General features: G+C 63.8%; 24 protein-coding genes. 6 read left to right on the top strand and 18 right to left on the bottom strand.

Translation table 11 applies throughout. The features are described 5' to 3' along the window. Positions 1-2,148, bottom strand: a complete 2,148-nt coding sequence (locus E3T51_RS00225) for a S9 family peptidase (protein WP_134525960.1) — start codon at positions 2,146-2,148, stop codon at positions 1-3. 210 nt (positions 2,149-2,358) lie between these two features. Here E3T51_RS00225 and E3T51_RS00220 point away from each other — a divergent pair, with 210 nt between their 5' ends. Next, positions 2,359-3,891 (top strand): HNH endonuclease signature motif containing protein, encoded by a 1,533-nt coding sequence (locus E3T51_RS00220; protein WP_166806323.1) that lies wholly within the window; start codon positions 2,359-2,361, stop codon positions 3,889-3,891. Positions 3,892-3,931: 40 nt separating this feature from the next. Here the strand turns inward: E3T51_RS00220 and hutI are convergent, their stop codons facing one another. From hutI to E3T51_RS00200, 4 genes are read right to left on the bottom strand one after another with little or no spacing between them, the layout of a single operon-like run. Then, entirely contained in the window at positions 3,932-5,095 is a 1,164-nt protein-coding gene (gene hutI / locus E3T51_RS00215) for an imidazolonepropionase (RefSeq protein WP_134525954.1), read from the bottom strand. Next, positions 5,092-6,417, bottom strand: a complete 1,326-nt coding sequence (locus tag E3T51_RS00210; RefSeq protein WP_241989085.1) for a formimidoylglutamate deiminase — start codon at positions 6,415-6,417, stop codon at positions 5,092-5,094. The genes hutI and E3T51_RS00210 overlap by 4 nt, the downstream gene beginning before the upstream one ends. Position 6,418: 1 nt before the next feature. Continuing rightward, a complete protein-coding gene (hutU, locus tag E3T51_RS00205; protein WP_134525949.1) occupies positions 6,419-8,089 on the bottom strand; it encodes a urocanate hydratase in 1,671 nt (556 codons plus the stop codon). Positions 8,090-8,104: 15 nt separating this feature from the next. Next, positions 8,105-8,911 carry a putative protein N(5)-glutamine methyltransferase gene (locus E3T51_RS00200; RefSeq protein WP_134525946.1) on the bottom strand — a complete coding sequence of 269 codons (807 nt, stop codon included), beginning with the start codon at positions 8,909-8,911 and terminating at the stop codon, positions 8,105-8,107. A gap of 85 nt (positions 8,912-8,996) precedes the next feature. On the opposite strand from E3T51_RS00200, the gene E3T51_RS00195 reads away from it, so the two are divergent. After that, positions 8,997-9,269, top strand: a complete 273-nt coding sequence (locus E3T51_RS00195) for a DUF2277 domain-containing protein (RefSeq protein ID WP_134525943.1) — start codon at positions 8,997-8,999, stop codon at positions 9,267-9,269. On the opposite strand, the gene E3T51_RS00190 is transcribed toward E3T51_RS00195, so the two are convergent. Then, positions 9,266-9,703: a hypothetical protein gene (locus E3T51_RS00190; protein WP_134525940.1), complete on the bottom strand. Its 438-nt coding sequence runs from the start codon at positions 9,701-9,703 to the stop codon at positions 9,266-9,268. The genes E3T51_RS00195 and E3T51_RS00190 overlap by 4 nt on opposite strands. A gap of 327 nt (positions 9,704-10,030) precedes the next feature. On the opposite strand from E3T51_RS00190, the gene E3T51_RS00185 reads away from it, so the two are divergent. The 4 genes from E3T51_RS00185 (at position 10,031) to E3T51_RS00170 (ending at position 15,780) form a co-directional block, all read left to right on the top strand. Next, the gene (locus tag E3T51_RS00185) at positions 10,031-10,882 is read left to right on the top strand and encodes an alpha/beta fold hydrolase (RefSeq protein WP_134525937.1); all 852 of its coding nucleotides are present in this window, start codon (positions 10,031-10,033) and stop codon (positions 10,880-10,882) included. Positions 10,883-11,032: 150 nt separating this feature from the next. Next, entirely contained in the window at positions 11,033-12,679 is a 1,647-nt protein-coding gene (locus E3T51_RS00180) for an Ig-like domain-containing protein (RefSeq protein ID WP_134525934.1), read from the top strand. A gap of 25 nt (positions 12,680-12,704) precedes the next feature. Further along, positions 12,705-13,859: a threonine synthase gene (locus tag E3T51_RS00175; protein ID WP_134525931.1), complete on the top strand. Its 1,155-nt coding sequence runs from the start codon at positions 12,705-12,707 to the stop codon at positions 13,857-13,859. 304 nt (positions 13,860-14,163) lie between these two features. Next, complete coding sequence (locus E3T51_RS00170; protein ID WP_134525928.1) at positions 14,164-15,780, top strand: isocitrate lyase; 1,617 nt, start codon at positions 14,164-14,166, stop codon at positions 15,778-15,780. 56 nt (positions 15,781-15,836) lie between these two features. Here E3T51_RS00170 and E3T51_RS00165 read toward each other — a convergent pair whose 3' ends face one another. The 12 genes from E3T51_RS00165 to E3T51_RS00105 form a co-directional block, all read right to left on the bottom strand. Beyond that, a complete protein-coding gene (locus E3T51_RS00165) occupies positions 15,837-16,739 on the bottom strand; it encodes a DUF808 domain-containing protein (protein WP_134525925.1) in 903 nt (300 codons plus the stop codon). 413 nt (positions 16,740-17,152) lie between these two features. Then, on the bottom strand, positions 17,153-17,527 hold the full coding sequence (locus E3T51_RS00160; RefSeq protein WP_134525922.1) for a rhodanese-like domain-containing protein: 375 nt from the start codon (positions 17,525-17,527) through the stop codon (positions 17,153-17,155). Then, on the bottom strand, positions 17,524-18,054 hold the full coding sequence (locus E3T51_RS00155) for a hypothetical protein (RefSeq protein ID WP_134525919.1): 531 nt from the start codon (positions 18,052-18,054) through the stop codon (positions 17,524-17,526). The genes E3T51_RS00160 and E3T51_RS00155 overlap by 4 nt, the downstream gene beginning before the upstream one ends. Continuing rightward, positions 18,044-18,616, bottom strand: a complete 573-nt coding sequence (locus tag E3T51_RS00150; protein ID WP_241989084.1) for a hypothetical protein — start codon at positions 18,614-18,616, stop codon at positions 18,044-18,046. The genes E3T51_RS00155 and E3T51_RS00150 overlap by 11 nt, the downstream gene beginning before the upstream one ends. A 393-nt stretch (positions 18,617-19,009) precedes the next feature. Next, entirely contained in the window at positions 19,010-19,390 is a 381-nt protein-coding gene (locus E3T51_RS00140; RefSeq protein WP_338145137.1) for a rhodanese-like domain-containing protein, read from the bottom strand. Between the two features lie 841 nt (positions 19,391-20,231). Beyond that, complete coding sequence (locus E3T51_RS00135) at positions 20,232-20,654, bottom strand: DUF302 domain-containing protein (protein WP_134525913.1); 423 nt, start codon at positions 20,652-20,654, stop codon at positions 20,232-20,234. 44 nt (positions 20,655-20,698) lie between these two features. After that, positions 20,699-22,165, bottom strand: coding sequence for a multicopper oxidase family protein (locus tag E3T51_RS00130; RefSeq protein WP_134525910.1), 1,467 nt, complete (start codon positions 22,163-22,165; stop codon positions 20,699-20,701). Continuing rightward, positions 22,165-22,446, bottom strand: a complete 282-nt coding sequence (locus tag E3T51_RS00125) for an SHOCT domain-containing protein (protein ID WP_241989083.1) — start codon at positions 22,444-22,446, stop codon at positions 22,165-22,167. Before E3T51_RS00125 ends, E3T51_RS00130 begins: the two co-directional genes overlap by 1 nt. Before the next feature lie 52 nt (positions 22,447-22,498). Next, positions 22,499-23,071, bottom strand: a complete 573-nt coding sequence (locus E3T51_RS16625) for a multicopper oxidase domain-containing protein (protein WP_166806322.1) — start codon at positions 23,069-23,071, stop codon at positions 22,499-22,501. Then, a complete protein-coding gene (locus E3T51_RS00115) occupies positions 23,064-24,356 on the bottom strand; it encodes an MFS transporter (RefSeq protein ID WP_134525907.1) in 1,293 nt (430 codons plus the stop codon). The genes E3T51_RS16625 and E3T51_RS00115 overlap by 8 nt, the downstream gene beginning before the upstream one ends. Continuing rightward, a complete protein-coding gene (locus E3T51_RS00110) occupies positions 24,349-25,728 on the bottom strand; it encodes a heavy metal translocating P-type ATPase (RefSeq protein WP_241989082.1) in 1,380 nt (459 codons plus the stop codon). The genes E3T51_RS00115 and E3T51_RS00110 overlap by 8 nt, the downstream gene beginning before the upstream one ends. A gap of 312 nt (positions 25,729-26,040) precedes the next feature. Further along, positions 26,041-26,630, bottom strand: a 590-nt coding sequence (locus tag E3T51_RS00105; RefSeq protein ID WP_134525905.1) for an STAS domain-containing protein, incomplete at its 5' end; no start/stop codon positions are given.

Below are 26,630 nucleotides of genomic sequence, written 5' to 3'. Positions count from 1 at the left end.
CTAGCTGTCGCTCTCAGATGGATTCAGGCCAGCGGCGCCCAGCACCCAGGCGTAGTTGAACGCGCGCTCATGCCACGCACTGTAGCGACCGGAAACTCCGCCGTGGCCGGCCGACATCTCGGTCTTGAGGAGGGCATCCGCTCCGACTTCGCGCAGCTTAGCCACCCACTTGGCCGGCTCGACGTAGAGAACGCGGGTGTCGTTCAGGCTGGTCACGGCGAGAATTAGCGGGTAGGCGACGGCGCGCACATTCTCGACCGGAGAATATGACTTCATATAGGCGTACACCTCGGCATCGTGCAGGGGATCGCCCCACTCGTCCCATTCGATCACGGTTAGCGGCAGTGACGGGTCAAGAATGGAGGTAAGAGCGTCGACGAATGGAACCTCGGCGAGAATGCCGGCGAACAGCTCGGGCGCAAGGTTCGCGACGGCGCCCATGAGCAGTCCGCCGGCGCTGCCACCCTCGGCGACCAGTTGGTCTGGGGTCGTGAAGCCCGCGTCGATGACGTGCCGGGCGCAACTCACGAAGTCGGTGAAGGTGTTGCGCTTGGTCAGGGTTTTGCCGGTTTCGTACCAGGTTCGGCCGAGTTCGCCGCCGCCGCGCACGTGCGCGATGGCGAAGATCATGCCGCGGTCGAGCAGGCTGAGCCGGGCGATACCGAATCCGGGGTCGATGCTGTGCTCGTACGATCCATAGCCGTAGAGCAGCGTCGGCGCCGGGGTGCCGGGCGTGACGAGGTCGCGGCGGTAGACCAGTGAAATCGGTACCCGGGTGCCGTCTTTTGCGGTCGCCCACTCGCGGCGCTGTTCGTACAGTGTCGGGTCATAGCCGCCGAGCACCGGCTGCTGCTTGAGCAGGCGGCGCTCGCCGGTAGCCACGACGAGGTCGTAGACCGTTGACGGGGTGACAAAGCTCGTAAAACCGAATCGAATGGTCGGCTGCGTCCACTCCGGGTTGCCGGCGGAGCCGACGGCGAACAATGGCTCGTCGAATTCAAGCTCGGTGAGTCCTTTCGCGTCGTGCCGGTCGATGGCGAGGCGGGTAAGGCCGTCCCTGCGGTACTCCACGACGAGAAAGTCAGCGAACGCGTCGACGCTTTCGAGGCGGATCTGTGGGTCGTGCGGCAGCAGCATGCGCTGGGTGCCCTGCGGATCTCGTGCTGCAACACTGACCAGCTCGAAATTGACCGCGCCGCCGCCGTTATGCACGATCAGCAGGCGGTCTTCACCGTCGATGATGGCGTGCTCAACATCGTATTCGGTGTTGTCGTGCCGGGGCCAGACCACGGTGAAGTCACCGGTGGGGTCGCTCGCATCGAGCAGCCAGGATTCGGTGGTGACGCTCGAGCCGGCCTCAATCACGAGGAATTTGCGGCTGCGAGTGATGCCGACGCCGACCCAGAACCGTTCATCGGGTTCGTGAAAGATGCTGGTGTCGGTGTCTCGTGCGGCGCCGATTTCGTGCCGCCACACGGTGTCGGGGCGCCAGGCGTCGTCGACGGTGGTGTAGAAGAGGTAGCGTCCACTCGGGTCGAACAGGGCGCCGGCGCTCGTGTTCGGAATAGTGTCTGGCAGGTTCTCGCCGGTCGCGATGGTGCGTATCCGGATCGTATAGCGTTCGTCGCCCTCGATATCGACGGCGTAGAGCAGTTGAGTGCCGTCGTCGCTGAGGTCGAAGCTGCCGAGCGAAAAGAAGTCGTGGCCTTCGGCTTCGACGTTGTCATCGAGCAGGATCTGCTCGCCGGCCAGGCCGATCTGGTCGCCGCTGATGAGTGGCGCGGCCCAGTCGCCCTGGTCGTTGATCGGCGCGCGACAGTGAATGCCGTACTCCTGGCCCTCGACCGTGCGGGTGTAGTACCAGTAGTTTCCGCGGCGCACCGGAACACTTAGGTCGGTCTCCTGGGTGCGGGATTTAATCTCGTCGAAAATCTGCTGCCGGAGCGGTTCCTGGTTCTGCGTGCGGGCCATCGTATAGCTGTTCTCGGCCTCGAGATGGGCGAGGACCTCGGGGCTGTCCTTATCGCGCAACCACTCGTAGTCGTCAATGTAGACGTCGTTGTGGTGCTCGCGCCGGTGCGGCTTCTTTGCCGCGAGGGGGGCGGTGTGCGGGGCTGCGACGGGGGGAGTGATCGGGCCAGAGGTCATGGCTCCAGCGTAGTTTGTGAGGCCGACACTCCACGCGCCCGTTTGCTCCGTGGCGGCGGGCACACGCTTGCTCCGGGTATGTCGAATCGACCGGTTGCCTGCTTTCAAAAATCGTAGACAACTCTTAAAGAATCTCAATTGAATTGTGAGGTTCTCTCGCTTTTGAAGGTGATTCGGGGTAAAATTATGGGTGAAGGAGGCACCGCCGCCATGACCCTCACCGCCCCGCCCGCCGCATCCGGTTCTGTGCCGGAGCCATCGTTTTCCCGGGTCGAGGTCATTGTTCAGGCCGGTGCGTTGTTGGCCTCGGTTGTGGACGGCGTTCGGTTTGGTCAGCTTGACGACACCGAAGCCGTCGCGGTGCTGGCGGCCCTTGAGGGTCTCGGTCGCAAGGTTGATGGTGCAAGGCTACGAGCCACCACCGACATCGGGGCCCGCGCCGAAACCGACCTCGGCAGTGGGTCGCTGGCTTACAAAAACGGATGCCGCAACCGGGTCGATTTCATCACCCAACTCGCCGGCATCTCCGCCCGCGAAGCCAAACGCCGCCTCAAACTCGGCGAGACCGCCGTGGAACGCACCCCCCTCGGACTGCCTGTGCCCGCCCGCTACTCGACCATCGCCGACGGCCTCAGCAGCGGTGAGCTCGGTCTCGAGTCGGCGGAGATCATCGCCACCACGCTCACCGCGCTGCAGGGACGGGTCGGGCAAGACGACCTTGACCGGGTCGAACGCGCCCTCGTCGCGTCGGCAACCGGCGCCATCACTGCGGAAACGGCCGGGCTACCCGGCGCGGGGATCCGTTTCGCGCCCGACCTGCTGCGGGCGCAGGCACTGGAATGGCAGGGCCGGCTCGACCCCGACGGCGTCGCCCCCAACGACGACGCCGTCGAAGCGAAAAGCACTCTCACCTTCGGGCTGCTCCGCAACGGGCTCTACCCACTACGCGCCGACGTCACCCCAGAACTCCGCGGCATCATGGACACCCTGTTTGACACGCACCTGTCGGCCCGGTCGACCACGCCGCGGTTTGTGCCGACTGAGATGCTCGACGGCACGGCTGGCACCGGCACCGGCCTTGGCACCGGCACCGAGCCGTTCAGCGACGAACCATTCAGCGGCGACACCCGGTTCGACGGCGACCGCCGCACGGGCGGGGAGAAACGCGCTGACATCCTCCGCTCCATCTTCGAATCCGCCGCACGCGACCCACACACACCGACCATGGGCGGAGCCGCCCCCACTGTGATGGTGCACATCAATGCGGTCGACCTCGAACAGGGCCGTGGCGTGGGTTGGATCGACGGCGTCGAAGCCCCCATCAGCTTCCGCCGAGTGAGCGAACTCATCTGCGCCGGCGGGTACCAACAGGTACTACTCGGCGAGAACGGCGACGTGCTCTGCCTCGGCGACAAAGTCCGTTGCTTCAGCACTAAGCAGCGCGCGGCGATCGCCGCCCGTGACGAGGGTTGCGTCATTCCCGGCTGCACCATCCCGGCCCGCTGGTGCGAAGTACACCATGTCATCCCGTGGCAGCAGAACGGGCCCACCAACATCGACAACGGAACACTTTTGTGCTGGTACCACCACCACACCATCGACACCGCCGGATGGAAAATCCGCATGGTCCGCGGACGACCCCAGATACGCGGCCCACTGCTCTGGGACCCCACCCAAACCTGGCGACCCGCCCACAGCCACCGCGCCAACATCCCCAGCGCGGATCCACCCTGGCGCACGTAGGTTCATATCGCGTGGAGCGTCGTGGGGGTCGAGGTGCAGATCAATCGACGCGCACACCGCTCCGCCAGACCGCAGCGGTCAGCGGAACCCCGACGCGGTAGGCCAGGTGCGAAATCGACGGAGCATTTAGAACCTGCAGGTCGGCGCGGCCGCCGACAAACAGTGAGCCGACGGCATCCGCTCCCCGATCGCGGCCAAGGGCCCGGGCGGCACCGCGCGTCGCGGCCCAGACGGCTTCGCGCACGGTCAGGCCCATCTGCAGCACTGCGGTCGCCACACACAATGGCATCGACGTTGTATAGGAGGTGCCCGGATTGCAATTGGTCGCCAGAGCGATGACCACACCGGCGTCGAGCAACCGTCGGGCTGGCGCAAAGGGCTGCCGGGTCGACAGATCGCAAGCCGGCAGCAGGGTGGCGACCGTCGTCCCGACTGCCAGCGCATCGATATCAGCGGGTTCGAGGTAGTTGCAGTGGTCGACGCTCGCGGCGCCGAGCTCGACGGCCAGCCGCACGCCGCCGCTAAAACCGAGTTGGTTGCCGTGCACCCGCAATTCCAAACCGGCGGCACGACCGGCCAACAGCACCTCGCGGGATTCCTCGACGTCGAACGCGCCCTTCTCGCAAAATGCGTCGATGAACTGCACATAGGGAAGCACAGCAGTGAGCATCGGTCCGGTCACGAGGTCGATGTAGGCACGACGATCCATTCCGGCGGGCACAATGTGGGCACCGAGATAGGTCACGACATCGGCGACGTTGGCTGCCGCGCGCGCCGAACGCTCTTCGCTCGCCACATCGAGCCCATACCCGGTCTTCGTTTCGAGAAAGGTGGTGCCCTGGGTTTCTGCCTCATGGCGCAGATTCCGAGCCGTGGCCACGAGCTGCTCTTCGGGCGCTGCCCGGGTAGCTGTGACGGTCGTGTTGATGCCGCCAGCAGCGTAGGCCTGGCCAGCCATCCGGGCTTCGAACTCCGCCGAGCGGTCCCCGCTGAACACGAGGTGGGTGTGTGTGTCGACCCAGCCGGGTAGAACGGCGCGACCGTCGACATCCGTTCGACGATCGGCAGCGGGCGCCCGGGCAGCCGGACCGATCCACAGGATTCGGCCCTCGCCGATCACGAGGGCGGCGTTGTGCAGGCGTTCACCCGATTCATCGTGCGTGGTCAGTTCGCCGATTCCGGTGACCAGTTCGGTGCCGTTCATGTGCTGAGCCTAGCGAGAGCGTCGGCGATCAGTGTTGCCGGCCGAGCACCGCCGACGAGCTGACCGCACTCGGCCACCAGACGCCCGCCAACGACGACGCGCACCACGTCGGAAGCCGTCGCGGTCAGCGCAAGCTGCCCCGGCACGGACCCGATTGTGCGCATGCTGATCGTGCTGATCTCGACAAGATCGCACGGGTCGCCCGGCTGCAGACGGTGACGTCCAAGCCCCAGGGCGGCATAGCCCGCACTCGATGCGGCGGCCAGCAGCGCGGCGGGGGCGAAGCGACCGCGTTTCTGGGCGGCGAGCCGCTCACCCATTTCGAGGCCGCGCATCTCCAGAAACGGATCGATAACCGCGTTTTGATCGGAACCGAGCGCAATCGAAGCGCCCGCTGACGCCAGCGCGAGCGCCGGGCCGATGCCGTCACCCAGGTCCGCCTCGGTGGTCGGACACATCACAACGGTCACCCCGGCGTCACCGAGTAGGTTTCTGTCGTCGTCCGTCGCGTGCGTCGCGTGCACGACGCTCAGCCGCGGCAAAAGAGCACCTAGCGAATCGAGCAGCCCGGTCGGCGTCAGGCCGTACGCCGCTAGACAATCCTCGTTCTCCTGCGGCTGCTCCGATAGATGGATGTGCACGGGGACCTCCGGCGGCAGCCCGTGTAACACCTCACGCATCGCATCGGGCGGCACGGCCCGTACCGAGTGCAGGGCGGCGCCGAGCGTCACGAGCTCGTCGCCGGCAAGCCGTGCACGCAGGGACCGCCACCGGGCTAGCCAACCAGCCGCGCCACCGTCGCCGAACCCGCGCTGCTCCGGCGACAGCTCCCTCCCAATGCCGCCCTGCAGATACACGGTGTCGAGCAGCACCAGACGGATGCCGACCTCCCGCGCCGCCGCCGCGAGCGCCAGTTCCATCGCGTGCTCGGTCGTGTACGGCTCACCGCTCGGCCGGTGATGCACGTAGTGAAACTCGCCAACGGTCGTGTAGCCACTCACGAGCATCTCGGCGAAGACCGCCGTCGCCAGGGCCTGGTACCTCGACGGGTCCAGCTGCGTGGCAATCCGGTACATCCGCTCGCGCCAGAGCCAGAAATCACCGCCGTCACCCTGAGTCTGACCGCGCAGAGCGCGGTGAAAGGCGTGCGAGTGCGCGTTGCCAAACCCCGGAAGCACCGTTCCCAAGCGGATGTCCGCAGCCTCCGCCGCGACCCCGCGCTGAACCCGAGCGATGCGCCCAGCCGCGTCAACCTCCAGCCGCACCCCCGCGTTGGCCGTTCCGTCGATCAGCAGGGACTCGCACCAGTACCCGGCCGACACCTCAGTCTTCCCACATGGGTACGCGCAGACCGCGCTCGCGGGCCACCTCCTCGGCCCGCTCGTAGCCCGCATCGACGTGCCGCATGACCCCGGTGCCCGGATCGTTGGTGAGCACGCGTTCGATCTTTTCGGCGGCCAATGCGGTACCGTCGGCGACGATCACCTGCCCGGCGTGGATGCTTCGGCCAATTCCGACGCCGCCGCCGTGGTGAATTGAGACCCAGGTCGCGCCCGAGGCGGTGTTGAGCAACGCGTTCAGCAGCGGCCAGTCGGCGATCGCATCGGAACCGTCTTTCATGTCCTCGGTCTCGCGATAGGGCGAGGCAACCGAGCCGGAGTCGAGGTGGTCGCGGCCGATCACGATCGGCGCGCTCAGTTCACCGGAGGCGACCATCGCGTTGAACTTCAGCCCAGCGAGGTGCCGTTCCTGGTAACCGAGCCAGCAAATGCGCGCCGGCAGCCCTTCGAACTGCACCTTGTGCTGGGCTTTGGTGATCCAGCGGTGCAGCCCTCTATCGTTGGGAAACAGCTTGAGAATGGCCCTGTCGGTGGCCGCAATGTCGGCCGGGTCACCGGACAGCGCCACCCACCGGAAGGGGCCTTTGCCCTCGGCGAACAACGGACGAATATAGGCGGGTACAAACCCCGGAAACTCGAAAGCTCGCTCGTAGCCGCCGAGCTTCGCCTCGGCGCGGATGGAGTTGCCGTAGTCGAACACCTCGGCGCCGGCATCCTGAAATTCGACCATGGCCTGCACCTGCTTGGCCATCGCGGCCCGGGCGCGCACGGTGAACTCTTCGGGGTTCTCGGCCGCATAAGCGTGCCACTGTTCGACGCTGACACCCTCGGGCAGATAGGACAGCGGATCGTGCGCGCTGGTCTGGTCGGTGACGATGTCAATCGGCACCCGGCGGGCCAGCAAGTCAGCAAACACGGTCGCGGCATTGCCGATCAGGCCCACGGAGAGGGCGCGGCGTTCCGACTTGGCTGCGAGCACTCGGTCGATCGCCTCGTCGATATCGTCGGTCATCTCGTCGAGATAGCCGTGGTCGACCCGGCGTTGCAGTCGCGCCGGGTCGACGTCGACAATGAGCACGACACCGTCGTTCATGGTGACGGCGAGTGGCTGCGCGCCACCCATACCGCCCGCGCCGCCGGTCAACGTGAGGGTGCCGGCCAGGGTACCCTTGAAACTTTTTGTGGCGACGGCGCCGAAGGTTTCGTAGGTGCCCTGCAGAATGCCCTGGGTACCGATATAGATCCACGATCCAGCGGTCATCTGCCCGTACATGGTGAGCCCGAGGTGCTCGAGCCGGCGAAACTCGGGCCAGGTCGCCCAATCGCCGACGAGGTTGGAGTTGGCGATGAGTACGCGTGGCGCCCACTCGTGGGTGCGAAAGACGCCGACCGGTTTGCCGGACTGCACGAGCAGGGTTTCGTCCTTCTCCAACGTTTCCAGGGTGCGTACGATCGCGTCATAGCACTCCCAGTTGCGGGCGGCTTTGCCGGTGCCGCCATAGACGACGAGGTCATCGGGCCGCTCGGCGACCTCCGGGTCGAGGTTGTTCATGAGCATGCGCAGTGGCCCCTCGGTCTGCCAGCTCTTCGCGGTGAGTTCGGTGCCGCGTGCGGCGCGAACGGGGCGTGCGGTGTGGGTGGTGCTCGTCGTCATGCGTATCTCCCTCGATTACAGACTTACCCGATCACTGAGATTATCCGCCCACGACACCGGCAGGCCGATTACCAGCGTCGAGTCCAGATCCTCGTTTCGCAGAACGCGGGGGAGCAGACCGCTTTCGGTGAAGATCCCGGCCGTCTGTGCGCCTTGGCGTTGCCCGGTTTCGATGAGCAAACATCCGCCGGGTGATAGCCACGGTGCTACGGCGGCGGCAATGCGGCGCTGAACATCGAGACCGTCGTCGCCGCCATCGGCCGATGCGGGCGGCTCGTGGGCGCGGGCTTCCAAGGGCATTAGCTTGATCTCATCGGTCGGCACGTAGGGCGCGTTCGCCACGATGATGTCAACCCGACCCAGAAGCATTGCGGGCAGCGGCGCAAACAGGTCCCCCTCGAACACCTCCCCGCGGTTCGCCACGTTGCGGCGGGCGCAGGCAACGGCGATCGGATCAATATCGACTGCATACAGTCGCGCATCCGGCAACGCGGTGGCCAGCGCCATGGCCACCGCGCCCGATCCGCAGCAAAGATCGACAATGACCGCCTCGGATCGGCAGAGTTCCAGTGCCTGTGTGACCAGAAACTCGGTGCGCCGACGCGGCACGAACACACCCGGATCGAGCAGAACATGCAGGCCGCAAAACTCGGCCCAGCCCAGAATCTGCTCGAGAGGTAATCCGGCGAGGCGCCGGTCGATCATGGCGTTGAGCTCGTCCGGCGACTGCTGAACTGAGAGCAACAGCCCGGCCTCCTCCTCGGCGAAGACACAACCGGCAGCGCGCAGCCGCCTGATCAGGTCGGCCGTGGGTGCTGGCATGGACGTCTCCTGTCGAAGCCGGCGAAGCAAGGGCATCCTACGCCCGGGTCTTGAAGGGTGCACAAGCCTTGATTACCCTGAAGGCATGTGCCGAAACATTCATGTCTTAAGCAACTTTGAACCCGCCGCGACCGACGACGAGGTGTACGCAGCCGCGCTGCAGTACGTGCGCAAGATCAGCGGAGCGACGCACCCGTCGAAGGCCAATGAGGAGGCTTTCGACCGCGCGGTGCACGAGATCACGCACATCTCCCAGCACCTGCTCCAAGACCTCGTGAGCGCCGCACCCCCCAAAAACAGGGAGATCGAAGCGGAGAAGGCCAAAGCGCGCTCGCAGAAGCGCTTCGCTGCGGCTTAGCGGCTTAGCCGTTCTGCGTAGAGCACCATGACGGCCGCGACGACGCTGGCCGCCGCACCGAACGCCAGGCCGAATGCAATGGTGATGCCGGCATACAGTCCGTCGTCCATCAGCGACAGCACAGCCGCGATGGCCACGGACAGCAACACCACACCGCCCATCGCGCCCAATGCGGCCACGGTGACGCGCAGGCGCCGCGATTTGGCCAGGTGCCGATCGGCAATCGCCACTGCGGCGAGTCCGCCCAGTAGCGCGACAGCCCCGATGACGAGGCCAATCGCCCCGTAGTTCGCCATGGAGCGCACGACGAACCAGAACCGAAATTCGGTTTCTCCACTGCCGGCGTTGGTCATCACGACCGCCACGCCCGCCGCGAGGAGAAACCCCACGAACGGTGCAAACACCGCGATGCGCCAGTAGCGCCGAATAACCATGTGCTCACCCTACGGTCTAGAAGTCCACCCAGGCGCGGGGGAGCGCATGCTCAACTCGTTCCGGGCGGGTGCGCCCGCGTCGCTCAGCCCTACCGCGCTGAATATGACCAGCAGGTAGGACCAACCGCCGTTTCCAATCATCTCCTGCACAATCGCCATACGATCTCCTCACTCATCCCGCCGCCGGCCGCACCGAGAGCGGCCAGGACCGTGCGAGTGTCCGATGATTTCGTGGGGTGCCCGGTCGAGGCCGCCGACCGAACCGGAGCCGGCGATCAGCGCGGGTGTCACCGACGATGCTGCGTCCGAGCGGCCTACTCTGGTCACATGGCATCCCCACGCGATTTGCTTCTGTTCGATGGTCGCACGCTGCGAGTGCACGACAGTGCCGATGCTCACAGTCCAGCGGATGCCTTCACAGTGCTTTGGCATCACGGCTCGCCCCAGACCGGGGCACTGCTCGAGCCGTTGGTGGTGGCGGCGGCCGCGCGGGGCATCCGTCTGTTGGCGTATGGGAGGCCCAGCTACGGCGGATCGACCGGGCAACGCGGGCGCAGCGTCGCTTCGGCAGCGGCCGACGTGGTGCAGTTGGCCGATCAGCTCGGCCTTGACCGGTTCGCCGTGATGGGAGCGTCGGGCGGGGGACCGCACGCACTGGCCTGCGCCGCGCTGCTGCCTGAGCGAGTGTCGGCCACGGCGTGCCTCGCGAGCCTGGCCCCGCTGCAAGCCGACGGCCTCGACTGGTTCGACGGTATGGCGTCCGACGGTGAGTCGCTGCGCGCTGCGATGGTCGGCCGGGCCGCGCGAGAAGAATACGAACTGACGGCCGAATTCGACCCCGAGAGCTTTGTTGATCGGGATTATGCGGCGCTGGCGGGCACGTGGGCATCCTTGGGAGTAGATGTCGGCCTCGCTTCCGCCGCAGGAACCGAGGGTCTCGTCGATGACGACCTGGCCTTCGTCCAGCCGTGGAGTTTCAGCGTTTCCGACATCGTGACCCCTGTGCTTTACGCGCAGGGGGGTCGGGACCGTGTGGTGCCGCCCGCGCACGCTACCTGGCTGCTGCAGAACACGCCGGAGGCGGAGTTGTGGCTGCGGCCTCGAGACGGGCACATTGCCGTTCTGGATGCCTGCGCGGTCGCGATGGATTGGCTGCGCGAGCACTCCGCAGATTTCTGAAACCTTATCGGGTCGGATGAACCGCATTATGGTGACGATCACGTCGCGGCCAGCATCGGAAGGACACGAGGATGAAATTCGTTCGTGCTCCGATGCCGTCCCGCATCATTCGTCGAACACTCGGGCCATTGCTTCGACGAGGACGACCTCATGTGTTACGACGACGACGGCGGCGGCCCCTATTTCACCCTCGGGGGCCGGCTGACCTTCACCTGTGCGGGGCTCGCCTCGGCCGTCGACTGTCACAGCGAGGATTACTATTACCCGGGCACGCCGCCCGTGTCGAGCTATCTCGCCACCCACTGGAACACGGCCAACAGTGGATTTCTGACGCCGGTCGTTGCTGTGAGCCCGCCACCCGTACCCACCGAAGTCCGCGCAATCGCCGGTGACGCGCGGGTGTTTGTATCGTGGGTGGGGACGGGGCCGACCGACTCTTACCAGGTGGTCTTGCGCGGTGTGAATGCCGACGAATTTTACTGGAGCGGTACGGATACGACCACCACGTTCAGCAATCTGGTCAACGGCCAGACCTACGCCATCACTCTGCGCGCGTTCACCGCGAGTGGGACCAGCGCCGTGGTTTCCCCACCGAATACGGTGACACCGCAGGCAGCGACCATTCGCGAATCCTTCACCGCGACGGCTGCGAACTTCACCGAAATCCACGGCGGCACCTGGACTGTCGCGTCGGGCCGGTACTCGCTCACCGCTCCGTCATCTACAGCCGTGCCGAATGCCAACCTCGCCCTCCAGAAGACAGTCATGTCCGGAAGCTTCTCCGTCATGGCCACCGGATCGACCGTCGCAACTTCGTCGCCTCGGAACGATTTCTCGGTCATCTTTGACTACCAGAATGCCTCCAACTACTATTTTGTGAACTTCAGCGAAAGGCAGGATGCCGCGAGCAACGGTCTGTTTCGCGTCGTGAACGGCACCGCTACCCAGATCGCCGACATCGCCACGACCATCACGGCCGGAACCTACTACTCCATTCGCATCGAACGGCAAGGTTCGGCCATTCGTGTTTTTCGCGGCACAGCCCTGGTTGCCAAGGCGACGGACTCTACGTTCGCCAGCGGTAAGGTCGGCTTTGGCAGCAAGAACGATGCGGCCAAGCTCGACGACCTCATCGTCACCGGAACTGCCAGCGATACGATCCGTCCCACGGTGGTGACGAAGTTTCCGGTGAGTCTGGCTACGCGGGTGGCACTGACGGCAAACCCGACGGTCACGTTCAGCGAGGATATGCAGGGAGTATCGACGACGACCATGCGTATCAAGGATCCCGCCGGCAGGGTTTTGCCGGGCACGGTGAGCTACCGCACAGGTACGCGGATCGCGACGCTCTATTCCACAACAGCGTATGCACCCGACACGAAATATGCTGTCAGCCTCACCGGGGGAGTCTTGGCGATCCGTGACGCAGCGGGTAATCCGCTCGCGTCGGCCGGGTGGAGCTTCACGACCGGGCCGGCGCCCACGATCACCACCCGGACCCCGGCCAGCGGGGCCACGGGCGCCAGCCGTACCGAGAGCGTCTCGGCGACGTTTAGTGAGGGGATGGCTGGAGTCGCCGCAGCCACTTTCACGCTGAAGAATGCCGTGACCGGCGCTCCGATCGCCGGCGTTGTGTCACGTAGTGGCACGACCAACACGTGGATCCTGAACCCCAGTTCCACGCTCGCGGCCAGGACCAGTTTCACCGTCACGGTTACTGGCGGTACCGCGATGGTGCGTGACCTGGCTGGCAACCCCGTCTCGACGAGCACCTGGAAGTTCACCACGGGAAGTTAGTGGCGGGGCAAGTTAGTCTGAAGCGATGCCAGCTTTACCTGACCTTGTCTGCTCCGAGTGCGCTGCAATCTACCCGGTAGAGAGCCTCACCTGGAAGTGCAGCTGCGGCGGTATCCTCGACGTGGTCAATTTCGCGCTGACGATGGATGCCGCGGCTCTGCCCGGCCGCGCTGCTTCGCTCTGGCGTTACACGGAAGCCCTGCCGATCGCGGTAGACCCGACGGTCACCCTGGGAGAGGGTTTCTCGCCCCTCGTGCCCTCCCGCGCGCTCCCTCACGTGCAGCTCAAGCTCGACTTTCTGCTGCCGACGCTTTCGTTTAAAGATCGCGGCGCGGTCGTGCTCGCGACCCTCGCCAAACGGTTGGGCGTCACACGGGCCATGGTTGACAGCAGCGGAAACGCCGGCACGGCGATGGCCGCCTACTTCGGTCGGGCCGGCATCAGCTGCACGGTCTACGTTCCCGAATCCACCTCGCTTGGCAAACTCGCGCAAATGCGCGCGCACGGCGCGACGGTTGAGCTGGTACCCGGTTCGCGGGCGGACACCTCCGCGGCGGCCCTGCAGGCGGCGGGGCAGGACGGCGTTATGTACGCGAGCCATGTCTACCACCCGTACTTTCTGCACGGCGTGAAAACGTACGGCTACGAGATCTGGGAGCAACGCGGGCGCTCGCTGCCCGAGACGGTGGTGGTCCCGGTCGGCAACGGAACGATGCTGCTCGGCTGCTACCTTGCCTTCAGCGAGCTGGTGGCCGCGGGTCTTGCCGAGCGGATGCCGCGGCTCTGCGCGGTACAGGCATCCGCTTGTTCGCCGCTCGAACAGGCCATGGCGCAGGGGCTTGACGCGCCCGTGGCCGCTCAGAACGGCGACACGATCGCGGAGGGCATCGCCATCGCGGCCCCGCCGCGGGGCAAACAGATCCTGGCGGCTGTACGTGCCACCGGCGGCACCATCGTCTCCGTCACCGACCAGCAAACCGCGGCTGCACGCCAGGAGCTCGCAGACGAAGGACTCTTCGTCGAGCCGACCTCGGCGGTCTCGTACGCCGCTGTGCGAGCCGCGGTCGACCAGACGTTCGACGCCGCCAGCCCCACTTGGGCGGTCGCCGCGAGTCTGCTCACGGCCGGATCGGTGGTCGTGCCGCTGTGCGGTGCCGGCCTGAAATCGCCAGCACGGTGAACGAGTTCCCCCTGTGTCCCGCCTGCGGCACCGAGATGATGGAGGACGGCGTCGACACCGCTGAAGGTCTCGAATCCTGTCATCGGTGCCCACGATGCCGGCTGGTCATCCTGGTACCCGGCCTGTGGTCGGAATAGATGAATTCCTAGCAATAACTTTTCATTTGCAGAAGAATCGTGTTTCTTCTGCGCCACTTTCCCGAGAAGACCAGTTGTTCTTGCGCCAATCTGGATTTAGCAGCCGATACCGGCCAGTTGAGTCAGTTGTCCCGGCTCAGCCCAACTCAGACGTCGAAGGAATTAACATGACTGTGTACCAGAAAGACATCGAGGGCATCGAAGCCCTCAAGCAGCAGGTCGGAAGCAGCTGGGACGCCATCAACCCCGAGTCGGTCGCCCGTATGCGGGCCCAGAACCGGTTTAAGACCGGCCTGGAGATCGCTCAGTACACCGCAGACATCATGCGCAAGGACATGGGGGAGTACGACGCTGACTCCTCGATCTACACCCAGTCGCTCGGCGTCTGGCACGGGTTCATCGGCCAGCAGAAGATGATCTCGATCAAGAAGCACCTCAAGACCACCAATAAGCGCTACCTATACCTGTCCGGTTGGATGGTTGCCGCGCTGCGCAGCGAATTCGGTCCGCTCCCCGACCAGTCCATGCACGAGAAGACGGCCGTTCCCGCGCTCGTCGAGGAGCTCTACACCTTCCTTCGCCAGGCGGATGCCCGCGAACTGGACCTGCTCTTCACCGCCCTCGACAACGCCCGCATCGTCGGAGACGACGAGAAGATCACCCGCCTCCTGGCACAGATCAACGCCTTCGAGACCCACGTCGTGCCGATCATCGCCGACATTGACGCTGGTTTCGGAAACCCCGAAGCCACCTACCTCCTGGCCAAGAAAATGATCGAGGCCGGCGCCTGCGCCATTCAGATCGAAAACCAGGTCTCCGACGAAAAACAATGCGGTCACCAGGACGGCAAAGTCACGGTTCCCCACGAAGACTTCATCGCCAAGATCAACGCCGTTCGGTACGCGTTCCTCGAGCTCGGCATCGAAAACGGCATCATCGTGTCCCGCACCGACTCGCTCGGTGCCGGCCTCACGCAGAAGCTCGCCGTGACCTACACGCCTGGGGACCTCGGCGACCAGTACAACTCTTTCCTCGACGTGGACGAAATCACCGAGGCTGACCTCGGTAACGGCGATGTCGTCATTAAGCGGGGCGGCAAGCTTTTGCGCCCGAAGCGCCTGGCCAGTAACCTGTTCCAGTTCCGAGCCGGAACCGGCGAAGCGCGCTGCGTGCTCGATAGCATCACGTCGCTGCAGAACGGTGCCGACCTGCTCTGGATCGAGACCGAGAAGCCGCACATCGGCCAGATCGCGGCCATGATGAACGAGGTTCGCGAGGCCATCCCGAATGCCAAGCTGGTCTACAACAACAGCCCGTCGTTCAACTGGACCTTGAATTTCCGTCAGCAGGCATACGACGCACTCCTCTCCGAAGGCAAGGACGTCTCCGCATACGACCGCGCCAAGCTCATGAGCGTCGACTACGACGAGACCGAACTGGCCCTCAACGCTGACGAGAAGATTCGTACCTTCCAGCGTGACAGCTCGAAAGAGGCGGGTATCTTCCACCACCTCATCACCCTGCCGACGTATCACACAGCCGCTCTCTCAACGGATGACCTGGCCAAGGGCTACTTCGCCGACCAGGGCATGCTCGCCTACGTCAAGGGCGTGCAGCGCCGCGAAATTCGCGAGGGAATCGCCACGGTCAAGCACCAGAATATGTCCGGTTCTGACCTGGGTGACAACCACAAGGAGTACTTCGCCGGCGATGCCGCGCTGAAGGCAGGCGGCGTTAATAACACGAGTAACCAGTTCGATGAACCGGCTCTGAGCAGCCACTGACTCCAACGGAGTGAATAACGAAGAAGCCCCAGTCAATCGACTGGGGCTTCTTCGTGTCAGATAAGTTCGGACAAATCGCGCTCTGGCCGCTTCTGCTTGAGCAGGCGCGATGTTCCGAAAACGATTGCGACAATGATCAGACCAAAAACAAGGCCGAACACGGCCGACAAGGCAGTGTCGATGACCCAGATGACGATGGGTCCGGCAGCTTCGACGGCCTGGGTGGCTGCGTGCAGCACGTCGTACGGCGCGTGCCAGAACGTGTCGGCCAGGTTTGCGATCACGAGGTGGCCGCCGACCCACAACATAGCGACCGTCCCGATGATGCCGATCACCCGGAACACGGTGGGCATTGATTGCACGATGCTTGCGCCGGTGCGTCGCAGCCATCGTGCTGAGTTCTCCATCAACGTCAGTCCGACGTCGTCGATCTTGACCAGCAACGCGACCGCGCCGTAGACCAGCACCGTCATGCCGAGGCCGATCACCACTAGAGCGCCGAGCGTCATCCAGATCTCGAAATCAGGATTAAGGCCTGCCAGCGAGATGAGCATGATCTCTGTGCTGAGGATAAGATCGGTGCGAATAGCACCGAAGATGAGCTTGCGCTCATCCCGCGCTTCAGTCTCGTCAGCCTTACGGTGAACGCCGAACCATTCGGTGACTTTCTCGGCACCCTCGAAGCACAGGTAGGTGCCGCCAAGGATCAGTAACCACGGCAACACCCATGGCGCGAATGCTGACAGGAGCAGTGCCAGCGGGATGATGATGATGAACTTGTTGAACAAGCTGCCTAGGGCGATCCGCCAGACAACGTGAAGCTCGCGCGCCGGTGAAAGCCCCTGGACGTACTGCGGGGTAACGGCAGCATCGTCGATGACGACTCCCGCCGTTTTCACGCTCGCTTTGAGGGCAGCGGTGAGTATGTCATCGACTACGGCGAGCAGGCCGACCGACATCTGGTTCTCCTTGGATCGGGGCGTCGTCCTGATTCAGGGCGACGGCAATGGTATTCACAATACTGCGCTGCGCGAGCGGGAGATTTCTGTGCACGTGGACGATCAACGGAAGGTCGATTTCGGGCGCCGCCCACATCAGCGTCTAACGCCGGATCAACAAGATCTATTGCTAGTTAGCGAAGAACTTGGCGACGCCTGCGGATGGTTAGAAATTTGAGCGGGGCGTGCAGGTGCAGCGCTGACTCGTTGGGACGTCGGCCATAACCTCGTCGACGTGCATTCCGCAGCCGGCCCACGTGGTTTTTCCGCAATTGTCGCATCGTATGGGATTGCACATAGTGACTCCTTAGCTGGTCAAGCTGAAGTCCTCAGTATACCCTATGGGGTATATTTCAGCACTGTACAGGTGAAGCTTATTTGTCGACGACGATGGCCAGTCCGGTGGCGGCAGACGCGTCCGTGACGCCGCCAGCATCGGTAAGCGTGGTGAACCCGAGGTCACCCATGCGAATGACGGCTGCAGCGGATCGGTTTCCGGTAGCGCAGTAAATGATGTAGTCCCCGTCGAGTGGCAGTGTCGCGATCAGCGTGTTGAAGTCCGGAGATTGCACGTCGATATTGATGGCGTCCTGAAGGTGTCCACCGACATACTCTGGTGCGGTGCGCACATCGATGATGACCGTGCTCGAGGTGACAGCGATGGAGGGCGCCTGCGCGGGGCTCGCGCAGGCCGCCATGCTGAGCAGTGCCGCCACGGCAATTGTGATGGCGGTGAGTGTTTTCTTCATGGTTGGGTCTCCTGAACGCTGCGGGACGAGGGTGGCCGTGTAGTCAGCTCGGGGGTGACTTTCGGGAAGCGAGGGAACAAAGGCGTGCAGGTGGCGCAGACTTCACCGTCGGAATCTGACGATTTACTGCGGGTGGTGGCTCGGCGTTCGCTGGCCAGTCGTTCGCGCAGAGCCCAGATCAACAGGGTGATGGCGGCAGCGGCCAGGACCGGGCGAGCAGCACCGGTCACGACCGGGTCGAGGGAGCGGACTTCGGTGGTCAGATAGAGCGCAATCAGACCCAGAGCCGGCCACCGCGCGTCACAGAGAGTTGCGTCGGCGCCGATGGGGGTGCCGATATAACTAGCAACGATCAAGCCGATCAGACCCGCTCCGAGGGCAGTAGCCGCGACCGTCCACCAGGGCGCTCCACCTGCGCCGCCCGCACTGTGTGCGTAGCCGGTGGCAAGAGTCATGAACGCGCCTGCGGCAACGGCGGCCACGATCATCCAGCGTCGCGCGGGCCAGGCTCGGAGGTCAGTGAACACGATCCAGGGCTTCCGCCTCGGCGTCGGCCCGAGCGGGGAGCCGGCAAGAATTTTCTCGAGTCATGCGCGCATAGAGAGCCCAGCCGAGCAAGACGATCGACGCAGCGGCCAGATACGGCTGGACCGGTTCGAAGAATTGCATCGCTCCGGTTGTCCCGAGAGCGAGGAGAACTAATTTGTTGCAGACGGGGCATCCCACCGCGAAAAACGTTACCAGCCAGCCGGCCATGCCCGCCCGTCCGGCCGCTCGGCCGAAGGAAGCGCCTTCCGGGTGCGCCACATAGGTGGCGGTGACCAGGCCCGCTAAGACCGCGCTGAGGGTGAGCACCGGCCACGACCACACGGTCGGCGGTATTTCTCTCGAGAAGAATGGCGTGTCAATCAAGTCCGTCGGGATGGCAATGAAGACCACCGTAAATAATGCTGTCGCCAGGGCAACCCACCAGCGACGGGCGGGCCAGCGACGCAGGTCCGCGCCGAGCCCGGCCAGCGTGCCGCGCCTCGGCGCACGCCGTGATTCGTCCCTGCTGGTGCGCTGGTCACGCATTTGAATAGCCCTCATTTACTTTTCATGGTGAAACGCTTGCTGCCTCATCTAAGTACACTGATACCCTAAGGGGTATCTTGCTCCCCAGTGAAACCAGTCGCGCATCCGCCTATCAACAGGAGTACACGCGTATGGGAACTATCGAACCCGCGACCCACGCCAGCGATGACCTGCGCAAGACCCCCAATCGACTCAAGCATGCACGGGGGCAACTCGGCGCCGTCATCACCGCCGTCGAGTCCGGCGCTGATTGTCGTGCCGCGCCATTGACCGGGCAGGGTTCACGATCATCTCGTCGGCAATGAAGGAGTGTCTCATTGACGACGGTGCCGATGGAGAAAAAAGCAGCTCAGTGTCAATGAGCTTGAAAAACTTTTTCTCTCCCTCGCCTGATCCCGCTCGCGGTTGCTAGCCCACGAGGGCGCGTACCGCGACGTACACGGCAATGCAGGGCACAAGGATCGCGAAGCGGCCGGTGACGATGTCGCCGCCGGCCGCGGCATAGCTCGCGACGCCACCGGTCAACACCCGAGCACCGGTCAGGCCAGCGGCGTCAAGATTCTTTCGCGCTTCTTCAGCGCGTCGACCCGACTGGCACACCAGCACAACCCGGGAGGCCATCTGCGCCGCAAACTCTTCAGTGAGTTCTTTGAGCGGGTGGAGCGGCACGTGATGCGAACCCCGGATATGCCGGGTTTCAAACTCGGCGCCATCCCTCACATCGATGATCATCAAGTCGTCATGACTGAGAACCCATCGGTGGACTTCGTCTGCCCCGATCGGTGGCAAAGTTGGGCTGACGGTGCGCGTGGTATCACAGATAGTAGATTCGTTTCAGTTTGGTGCGGGAGCGGAGCGATGCTGGGCAGCCTTGCGGCCCGCCACTGAGGCAGGCCGCTGACGATTGTGTCTGCCGTGAAACCAGCATTGAATAGGTGCTCAGCCGCGGCGTTATCTCTATCAGGCTTTCACTGCATATCGGGCGGCCCATGCGTTGTAGCCGCCGATGAGGTCGGTGACGTCCGAATGGCCAAGGCCCCAAGTCAGCGTGGAAACGCGTGTTGATTACGCCGACGATGGTCAGGTTGTTCGCCTGGGCATCAGCGAGGTATTCGTCGATGGACGACGTGCGCGCCAGTATCGCCGCCAGCTAAACCCCACGCTTCTGAAGAAACCGCAAGACCGCTCACGGCAGGGTCACAAGAACACATCCCTGACTCCGTGTAGATAAAATACTCCCCGGGGTATACTTATTTTAGCAGTCCACCTTATTGAATGGAGATTTATTATGTGTCGTTCCGTCACCTGCAAAGTGTGCCAAAAAACAACGTGGGCGGGCTGCGGTCAGCACATTGATCAGGTCATGCGCGGCGTGCCACGCAACCAGCAATGTGCCGGGCACGTCAAAGAAAAGTCGACCGGCTCCTTCTGGTCCCGGCTACTCGGGCGCTAACGGTGGTAACCGCTCCTGCTCTCGAGGCTTGACAGCGCACGGCCGGGGGCGAGGACATCCTCGTTCCGCGGTCGGGTATGTGCGCAGCGCTCATGTCAGAAAGAGCGCCACCGCGCATTGTTTTGCGCAGCATCAGCGACACGGTCCTCACCGTGCTCTGGCGGGCGAGACCGCGCACTAGTTGCTGCTGCTTTCTCCTTGGAGAGCGGCTAGCGCGGCGAGAAGGCGTTCATCGGCTTGACCAGCAACGTTCTGTATCCCTGAGGAATCGCTGAGCTGGACCATGGTTTGCGGGTTGATAGCTTGAATCGTGGTCGTATTCGCTGAGGGGCTGCGTCGGACGACGACGTTGCACGGAAGCAGCAGTCCCATGTCGGGCTCTGCGGTGAGTGCTTGTTCGGCGAGGGCCGGGTTGCACGCGCCCAAGATCAGGTACTCGCCAAGTGACTGCGCGCTTTCCACGCCGAGTTTCGTTTCGAAGGTCGCGTGAACGTCGATTTCGGTCAGAACGCCGAAGCCCTGGTTGGCGAGTTCTTCGCGCACTCTGGAGACTGCTTGTTCGTAGGGCAGCGAGACCGTGATGGTGTGTGCATAGTTCATTGGTTTCTCCTGATTCATTTTCTTGAATTGGTGGTTGCGGCGGGTCAGTTTGCGGTGATGACTCCCATCATTCCGCTGTCTTCGTGGTCGAGGATGTGGCAGTGGTACACGGTACGTCCGCTGAAGTCGTCAAACGCGATGCGCACGCGTACAGTGCTGCGTGCCGGGATGTTCACGACGTCCTGCCACATGATGGTTTTGACGGGTTGGCCTGACTGTTCGATGATCTGCATCGGCCACACGTGCAGGTGCATGGGGTGATCGAGCCGGCTGGTATTTGTTAGCAACCAGTCCTCCACGCTGTCGAATTGCACGGTCGTGTCGATCCGGGTGGCATCGAATACCTGGCCGTTGATCGTGGCTGACATCATTCCTCCGCCCATATTCCCGCCCATTCCCATCGCGAAGATGAACTCGCGTCGGGCGGTTACGGTAGCCGTGCGAAGGTCACGTGGAACGGGTTGGCCGGGTATAGCGGCGACTGTGGCGATGGTGTCACCGGCTACCGTGAGAGTCGCCAGCGCGATGTCAGCGGCGGCAGTGGAGCTTCCGCGACCCATCATCATCCCGCCGGACATGCCTCGGTCGTAGGTGTGGGCACGCAGTACGGAGGTGCCGGCTATGCCGGTGACGATGAGGTCGGCCCGGTTCCCAGGGGCCAGCACGACTTCGTCGACGTCGCGCGCGGCTTCGAAACGTCCGGAGTCGATTCCGAGAAGGGACATTTGCTGACCGTCAAGGCGCAGCCGCAGGTAGCGGGACACACAGGCATTAATGATGCGCCATCGTTCCTGTTCGCCAGGGCGGGCAGTCATGCTGGGGGAGAGTTGACCGTTGACGAGGACGAGGTCTCCCTCGCGTCCAGACATTTTCTCCATCGATGTGGCCGCAGGAATTGTTCCGATGGAATCGAGGGTGATGTCGGAAATGACGAGGACGCGTTCCCGACTGGCCGGGATGGGGTCAGGGTCTTCAACGATGATGGCGCCGTAAAGCCCGCCAAATACCTGATCGGCCGCGAAACCGTGGTGATGCGGGTGGTACCAGTAGACGCCCGGCGGGTGATTGGCGGGCAGCTCGTATTGGTAATCAAAGGAGTCGCCGGCTGCGACCGTGACGAACATGTTGTCGCTGTTATTCTCGGGCGAGACGTGGAGTCCGTGCACGTGCAGGTTGCTGGGGTCTGCCAGACCATTGCGAAGGCTCACGCTGAGGGTGTCTCCCGCTCGAATGCGCAGTGTGGGGCCGGGCACGCCACCGTTGTAACTGAGCGCTCGTACGTCACGGCCAGCGATGGTCACCTGTTGGGGTGAAGACGCGAGGTCAACGGTGAGAGTGCCGTTGACGCTTCGGAGCTCCGGGGGCTCCATGAGGTCGCTCCCGGACGGAGATGCCGGTGACGAAGTTGATAAGACCCTTTGATTGACGAAGAAACCCGTTCCACCTACAGCTGTGCCTGCAATTCCCACCCCGCCGAGGATCAGGGCGCTGCGGCGACTGAGATTGGGCACTACCGGCCCTCCTCGAGCACCCGAAGCTGATCACGGAGCTGCTCCGCTGTGAGCTCCCCTCGAGCGAAACGCTCCTCAAGAATTTGCCTGGCACTGGTCGAATCAGCTTGCCTCGGAGCGGATCGCGTGTCATCGCTCTCGGATTTGTTCGACAGTAAACGCACAATGACATAGATGAGCACGGCGACGCCTGCAAGAGCCAGCAGGCCGAATCCCCAGGACCACCCCATCGTTCCGTTGCCCCACATCATGATGTAGTTCCTCTCGTTATTGTTGACCATTTGATTATACCTCTAGGGGTATCTTTTTCAGCTGGATATCAGCGACACACATTCAAATCGATTCGACGACCGGCGTTGGGGTCGCCACGCTAACGCACGTACGAGAGAACAGCCCGATCATGCCGCGGTCAGCGTGGTACGCGTTGTGGCAGTGGGCAATCCACTGTCCCGGATTGTCGGCGTCGAATTCGAAGGTGACCTTTTCCTTCGGGCGGACGATTACGTGTCTTTGCATGCGCCGTTGTTGGTCAGTTGGAAGCTGTGTCCGTGCAGGTGCGTACAGCAAAGGCTCGCGCGGGTCCTCGATGATGAGCGCGCCGGAGAGGCCGCGTTCGCGTTGCATGTCGACGTGTGAGTGATACCAATAGGTGCCGGGCTGGTTGAGGCGAAATTGATAGTCAAAGTTGGCACCCGGTTTGATCGCGGGTTGGCTGACAACGAGAACTCCGTCGGCGTCATTGCGCAGAGCCAGGCCGTGCCAGTGCACACTCGTCGATTCCGCGAGCGTATTGGTGACCAGGACATCGAGCGTGTCCCCGGTTTTCGCGCGGATAACGGGCCCGTTGAGGGCTCCGTTGTACCCCCAAGTGCTGAGCGCACTACCGGCGACGGACGTGTCAAACACCCCGGCGCTGAGCTTCTGTGTGGGGCAACGTGGGTCGACCGTCGCGTCCGGCTGTCACGGCCGGTGATTCGGTGTCGCGAATGGGTGCTGACGGGGTCCAGACGCGGGCGGCAGTAACCGCTGCTGCCGTTCCCAGCACGGCCAGCACAAGGGCCGTCGGGGCGAGACCGAGCTGGGCGCCCAGTACTCCGGCAAGGGGATAGGTGACAATGAAGCAGGCGTGGGATAGCGAGAACTGCGCGGCAAAGACCGCGGGCCGAGTGGTCTCGTCGGAGGAACGGCGCAGCAGGCGGGCCGACGGCGTGAGGATCAGCGCGGTGGCGGCGCCAAGCACGGACCAGATCACGAGCAGACCAGACCATGTCACGACTGTCGCTGGAGCGAGAACAACGAGGGCCAGGGCGATGAGTCCGATAGGTAGAACGGCGCAGCCGAGCAGCATGACGCGCCGGTCGGCGAAGCGGTCGAGTACCCGAGGTAATGCCAATGCGACCAGCATCGACCCGAATCCGTAACACGCCAGGGCGATCGCAAAGTCGGACTGGGCGCGACCAAAGTGGCTCTGCACGAGCACGACAGTGTTCACGATGACCATGCCGGTCGACGCGGCGACGACCATATTCATCGCGAGCAAGGCCCGCAGTTCCGGCGTGCGACCAAAGACGCGGACGCCGCGGGTGAGGCGATCCAAAAAGGGCGCCGGAACGGATGGTCGGTGGGCCGGCAGCGTGGCGGAGAGCACGAGCAGGCCGGAACCGACGAATCCGACTACGGTTCCCACGAAAAGGGAATGGTAGCTGATCACGGTCAACAGCGCGGCCGCCAGAATCGGGCTCAGCAGTGACTCAAGGTCATACGCCAGTCGGGAAAGCGACAAGGCCCGGGTGTACTCACTTTCCTCCGGCAGAACCTCGGGGATCAGAGCTTGGAATGCCGGGGTGAACGTTGCCGAGGCGGCCTGCAGCGCGAAGATGAGTACGTAAATTTGCCAGGCCTCGGTGACGAACGGTAGCGAAAGTGCGACGATCGCGCGGAGCACATCCGCTGAAACGAGCAGGGTCTTTCGCGGCACGTGAGCGGTGAGCGCGGAAATCACCGGGGCGATGCCGACATAGGCGAGCATCTTGATGGTCAGTGCGATACCGAGCACGATGCCGGCGTCGCCGCCAGCCAAATCGAACGCGAGCAGGCCCAAAGCAACGGTGAGCATTCCGGTACCGATGAGCGCCACGATCTGCGCACCGAACAGTCGGCGATAGGTTCGGTTGCGCAGGACCTCAAGCATGACGGATCTCCTCCGGGGCAGTCGCCACCTGTTCTAGCGCGCGGTTCGGAGTGCTGCCCTGGCGCCAGGCCTTTGTGCGCAGTAGTCGCAGACCGTTGAGGGCGACGATCACGGTGGAACCCTCGTGGCCGGCCACGGCGAGGGGGAGCGGCAGCGTCGAGATGAGGTCCCAGGTCACGAGAACGGCTATGAAAGTCCCCGCGATAACGAGGTTGGCCACGACAAACCGGTGCGCCTTCCGCGAGAGTTCGATGACGCTCGGGATCGCGGCGAGTTCGTCACGAATGATGACGGCGTCGGCGGTCTCGAGCGCGAGGTCAGAGCCGTGGCGTCCCATCGCGATGCCTACGCTGGCCGACGCGAGGGCCGGGGCGTCGTTGACGCCGTCACCGACGATCAGCACCGGGATGCCGTCGCCCTCGAGCCTCCGGACGAGGGCCGCTTTGTCTTCGGGGAGCAGGCGGGAGTGCACGTCGGTAATACCAGTGCGGGCCGCGATATCGGCCGCGGTGCGCTGGTTGTCGCCGGTGAGTAGGTGCACTGGGTACTGGGTGATGGCCGCCGTTCGAGCGACCGCTATTGCGGCGTCGGGTCGGAGCGCGTCCTGCAAGGTCAGGATCCCCGTGAGTTGGCCGTCGACTTGTACTTCGACGACCGTTCCGATCGTGTCGGCGCGCTCGCCACGCGCTTGAACGACACGCACGACTTGTCCGTCGACAATGCCTGGAACACCCTGGCCGGGAATGGCCCGAAAATCACTCGCCGGGGTCACCGTTGTTTCGGCAGCGCGCACGACGGCGCGACCGAGGGGGTGCTCGCTGTGGTGCTCGACCGCAGCGGCGAAATTTAGGACCGCCTGTGCGCTACGCCTAGCGGCGGGGGTGACCTCGACGAGGATAGGAGCACCTTCGGTGAGGGTTCCCGTCTTGTCGAAGGCAACTAGCTGAGAACGCCCCATCGCCTCCATTACGGTGGCGGACTTCACGAGGATGCCGTGACGGGCGGCGTTGGCGATCGCAGCCAACAGGGGAGGCATCGTTGACAGGACGACCGCGCACGGGGAGGCAACGATCATGAACGTAATCGCGCGCAGGAGTGCATCGCGAAAGTCCTCGCCGGACAGCAACGGCAGGGCGAAAATGAAAAGGGTCGCGATGACCACGCCGAGCGAGTAACGCTGCTCGACCTTCTCCACGAAAAGCGCACGGATCGACTTCGTCTCGGATGCTTCGGCAACGAGAGACACCATCCGGGCAATAACCGACTCGCTTGCCGGGCTCGTGATCTGTACAGTCAGGGCGCCAGTGCCATTGACAGTGCCGGAGAGCACGTGATGACCGGGCTCGCGGCGCAGGTGTCCACCACTACTCATACACTGCCTGCCAGTTGTGGGCAGAATGTGGGCAGAACTCGAGTCGTCCGCCTGAGCGTCAGAACACGCGGGGTTGCGTCGTTCGCCCGCCGTGACGCGGGCGAACTTACGGCGGTGTGCGAAGCTCGACATGGGAAGGGGGAGCGTTGAATGGGCGGTGACCGTCTGCAGGTGATGCACTTGGCCGAAAATCGCGTTGCTGCCTGGCCTGATCGGCTGTATGTCGGCCTGAAGCTCGTCGGCGGCCCGCACTGAGTCTTCAGGCCGTCGAACCGTCAGCACCGGTGCGCGGTAACGACGCAGCTGCCCCGGTTAGTGCCCACCGCCGAGGTTGCCGGCGAGCCGGGCGTGCAGTTCGTGGCTCGCCTCGTTCAATCCCTCGATGACTACGTGTTTATTGAGCCGCTCGTATTTGTGGCTGATGGCGTCGAGGGTGGCGACGGTCGAGGCATCCCAGATGTGTGATGCCGACAGATCGATGACGATGCGGTCGGGGTCGTCGGCATACTCGAACTGTGTCATCAGGTCGTTGCTGGAGGCGAAGAATAGCGCCCCGGTCACCGTGTAGTAGGCGGTCGGCACAGGCTGGTCGAGTTCGACGGTGCGCTCGACCCGGGCGAGGTGGGCGACACGGCGCGCGAAGGCGACCATCGCCACGATCACGCCGGCGACGACACCGATGGCCAGGTTGTGGGTAAGGACGATGATGACGACCGTGGCGACCATGACGGTGGTCTCGCTCCCCGGCATCCGCTTGAGCGTGGACAAGCGGATACTGTGCCAGTCAAAGGTCAGATACGACACGATGATCATCACGGCGACCAGGGCGGCCATGGGCACGACGGCGAGCACGTCGCCGAGGCCGAGCACGAGCACGAGTAGGAAGATGCCGGCGAGGAAGG

It is taken from the genome of Cryobacterium serini, assembly GCF_004404025.1.
Taxonomy (GTDB): domain Bacteria; phylum Actinomycetota; class Actinomycetes; order Actinomycetales; family Microbacteriaceae; genus Cryobacterium; species Cryobacterium serini.
Note: the sequence above shows the minus strand (reverse complement) of the source record. Positions and strands in the feature narration are given on the sequence as shown.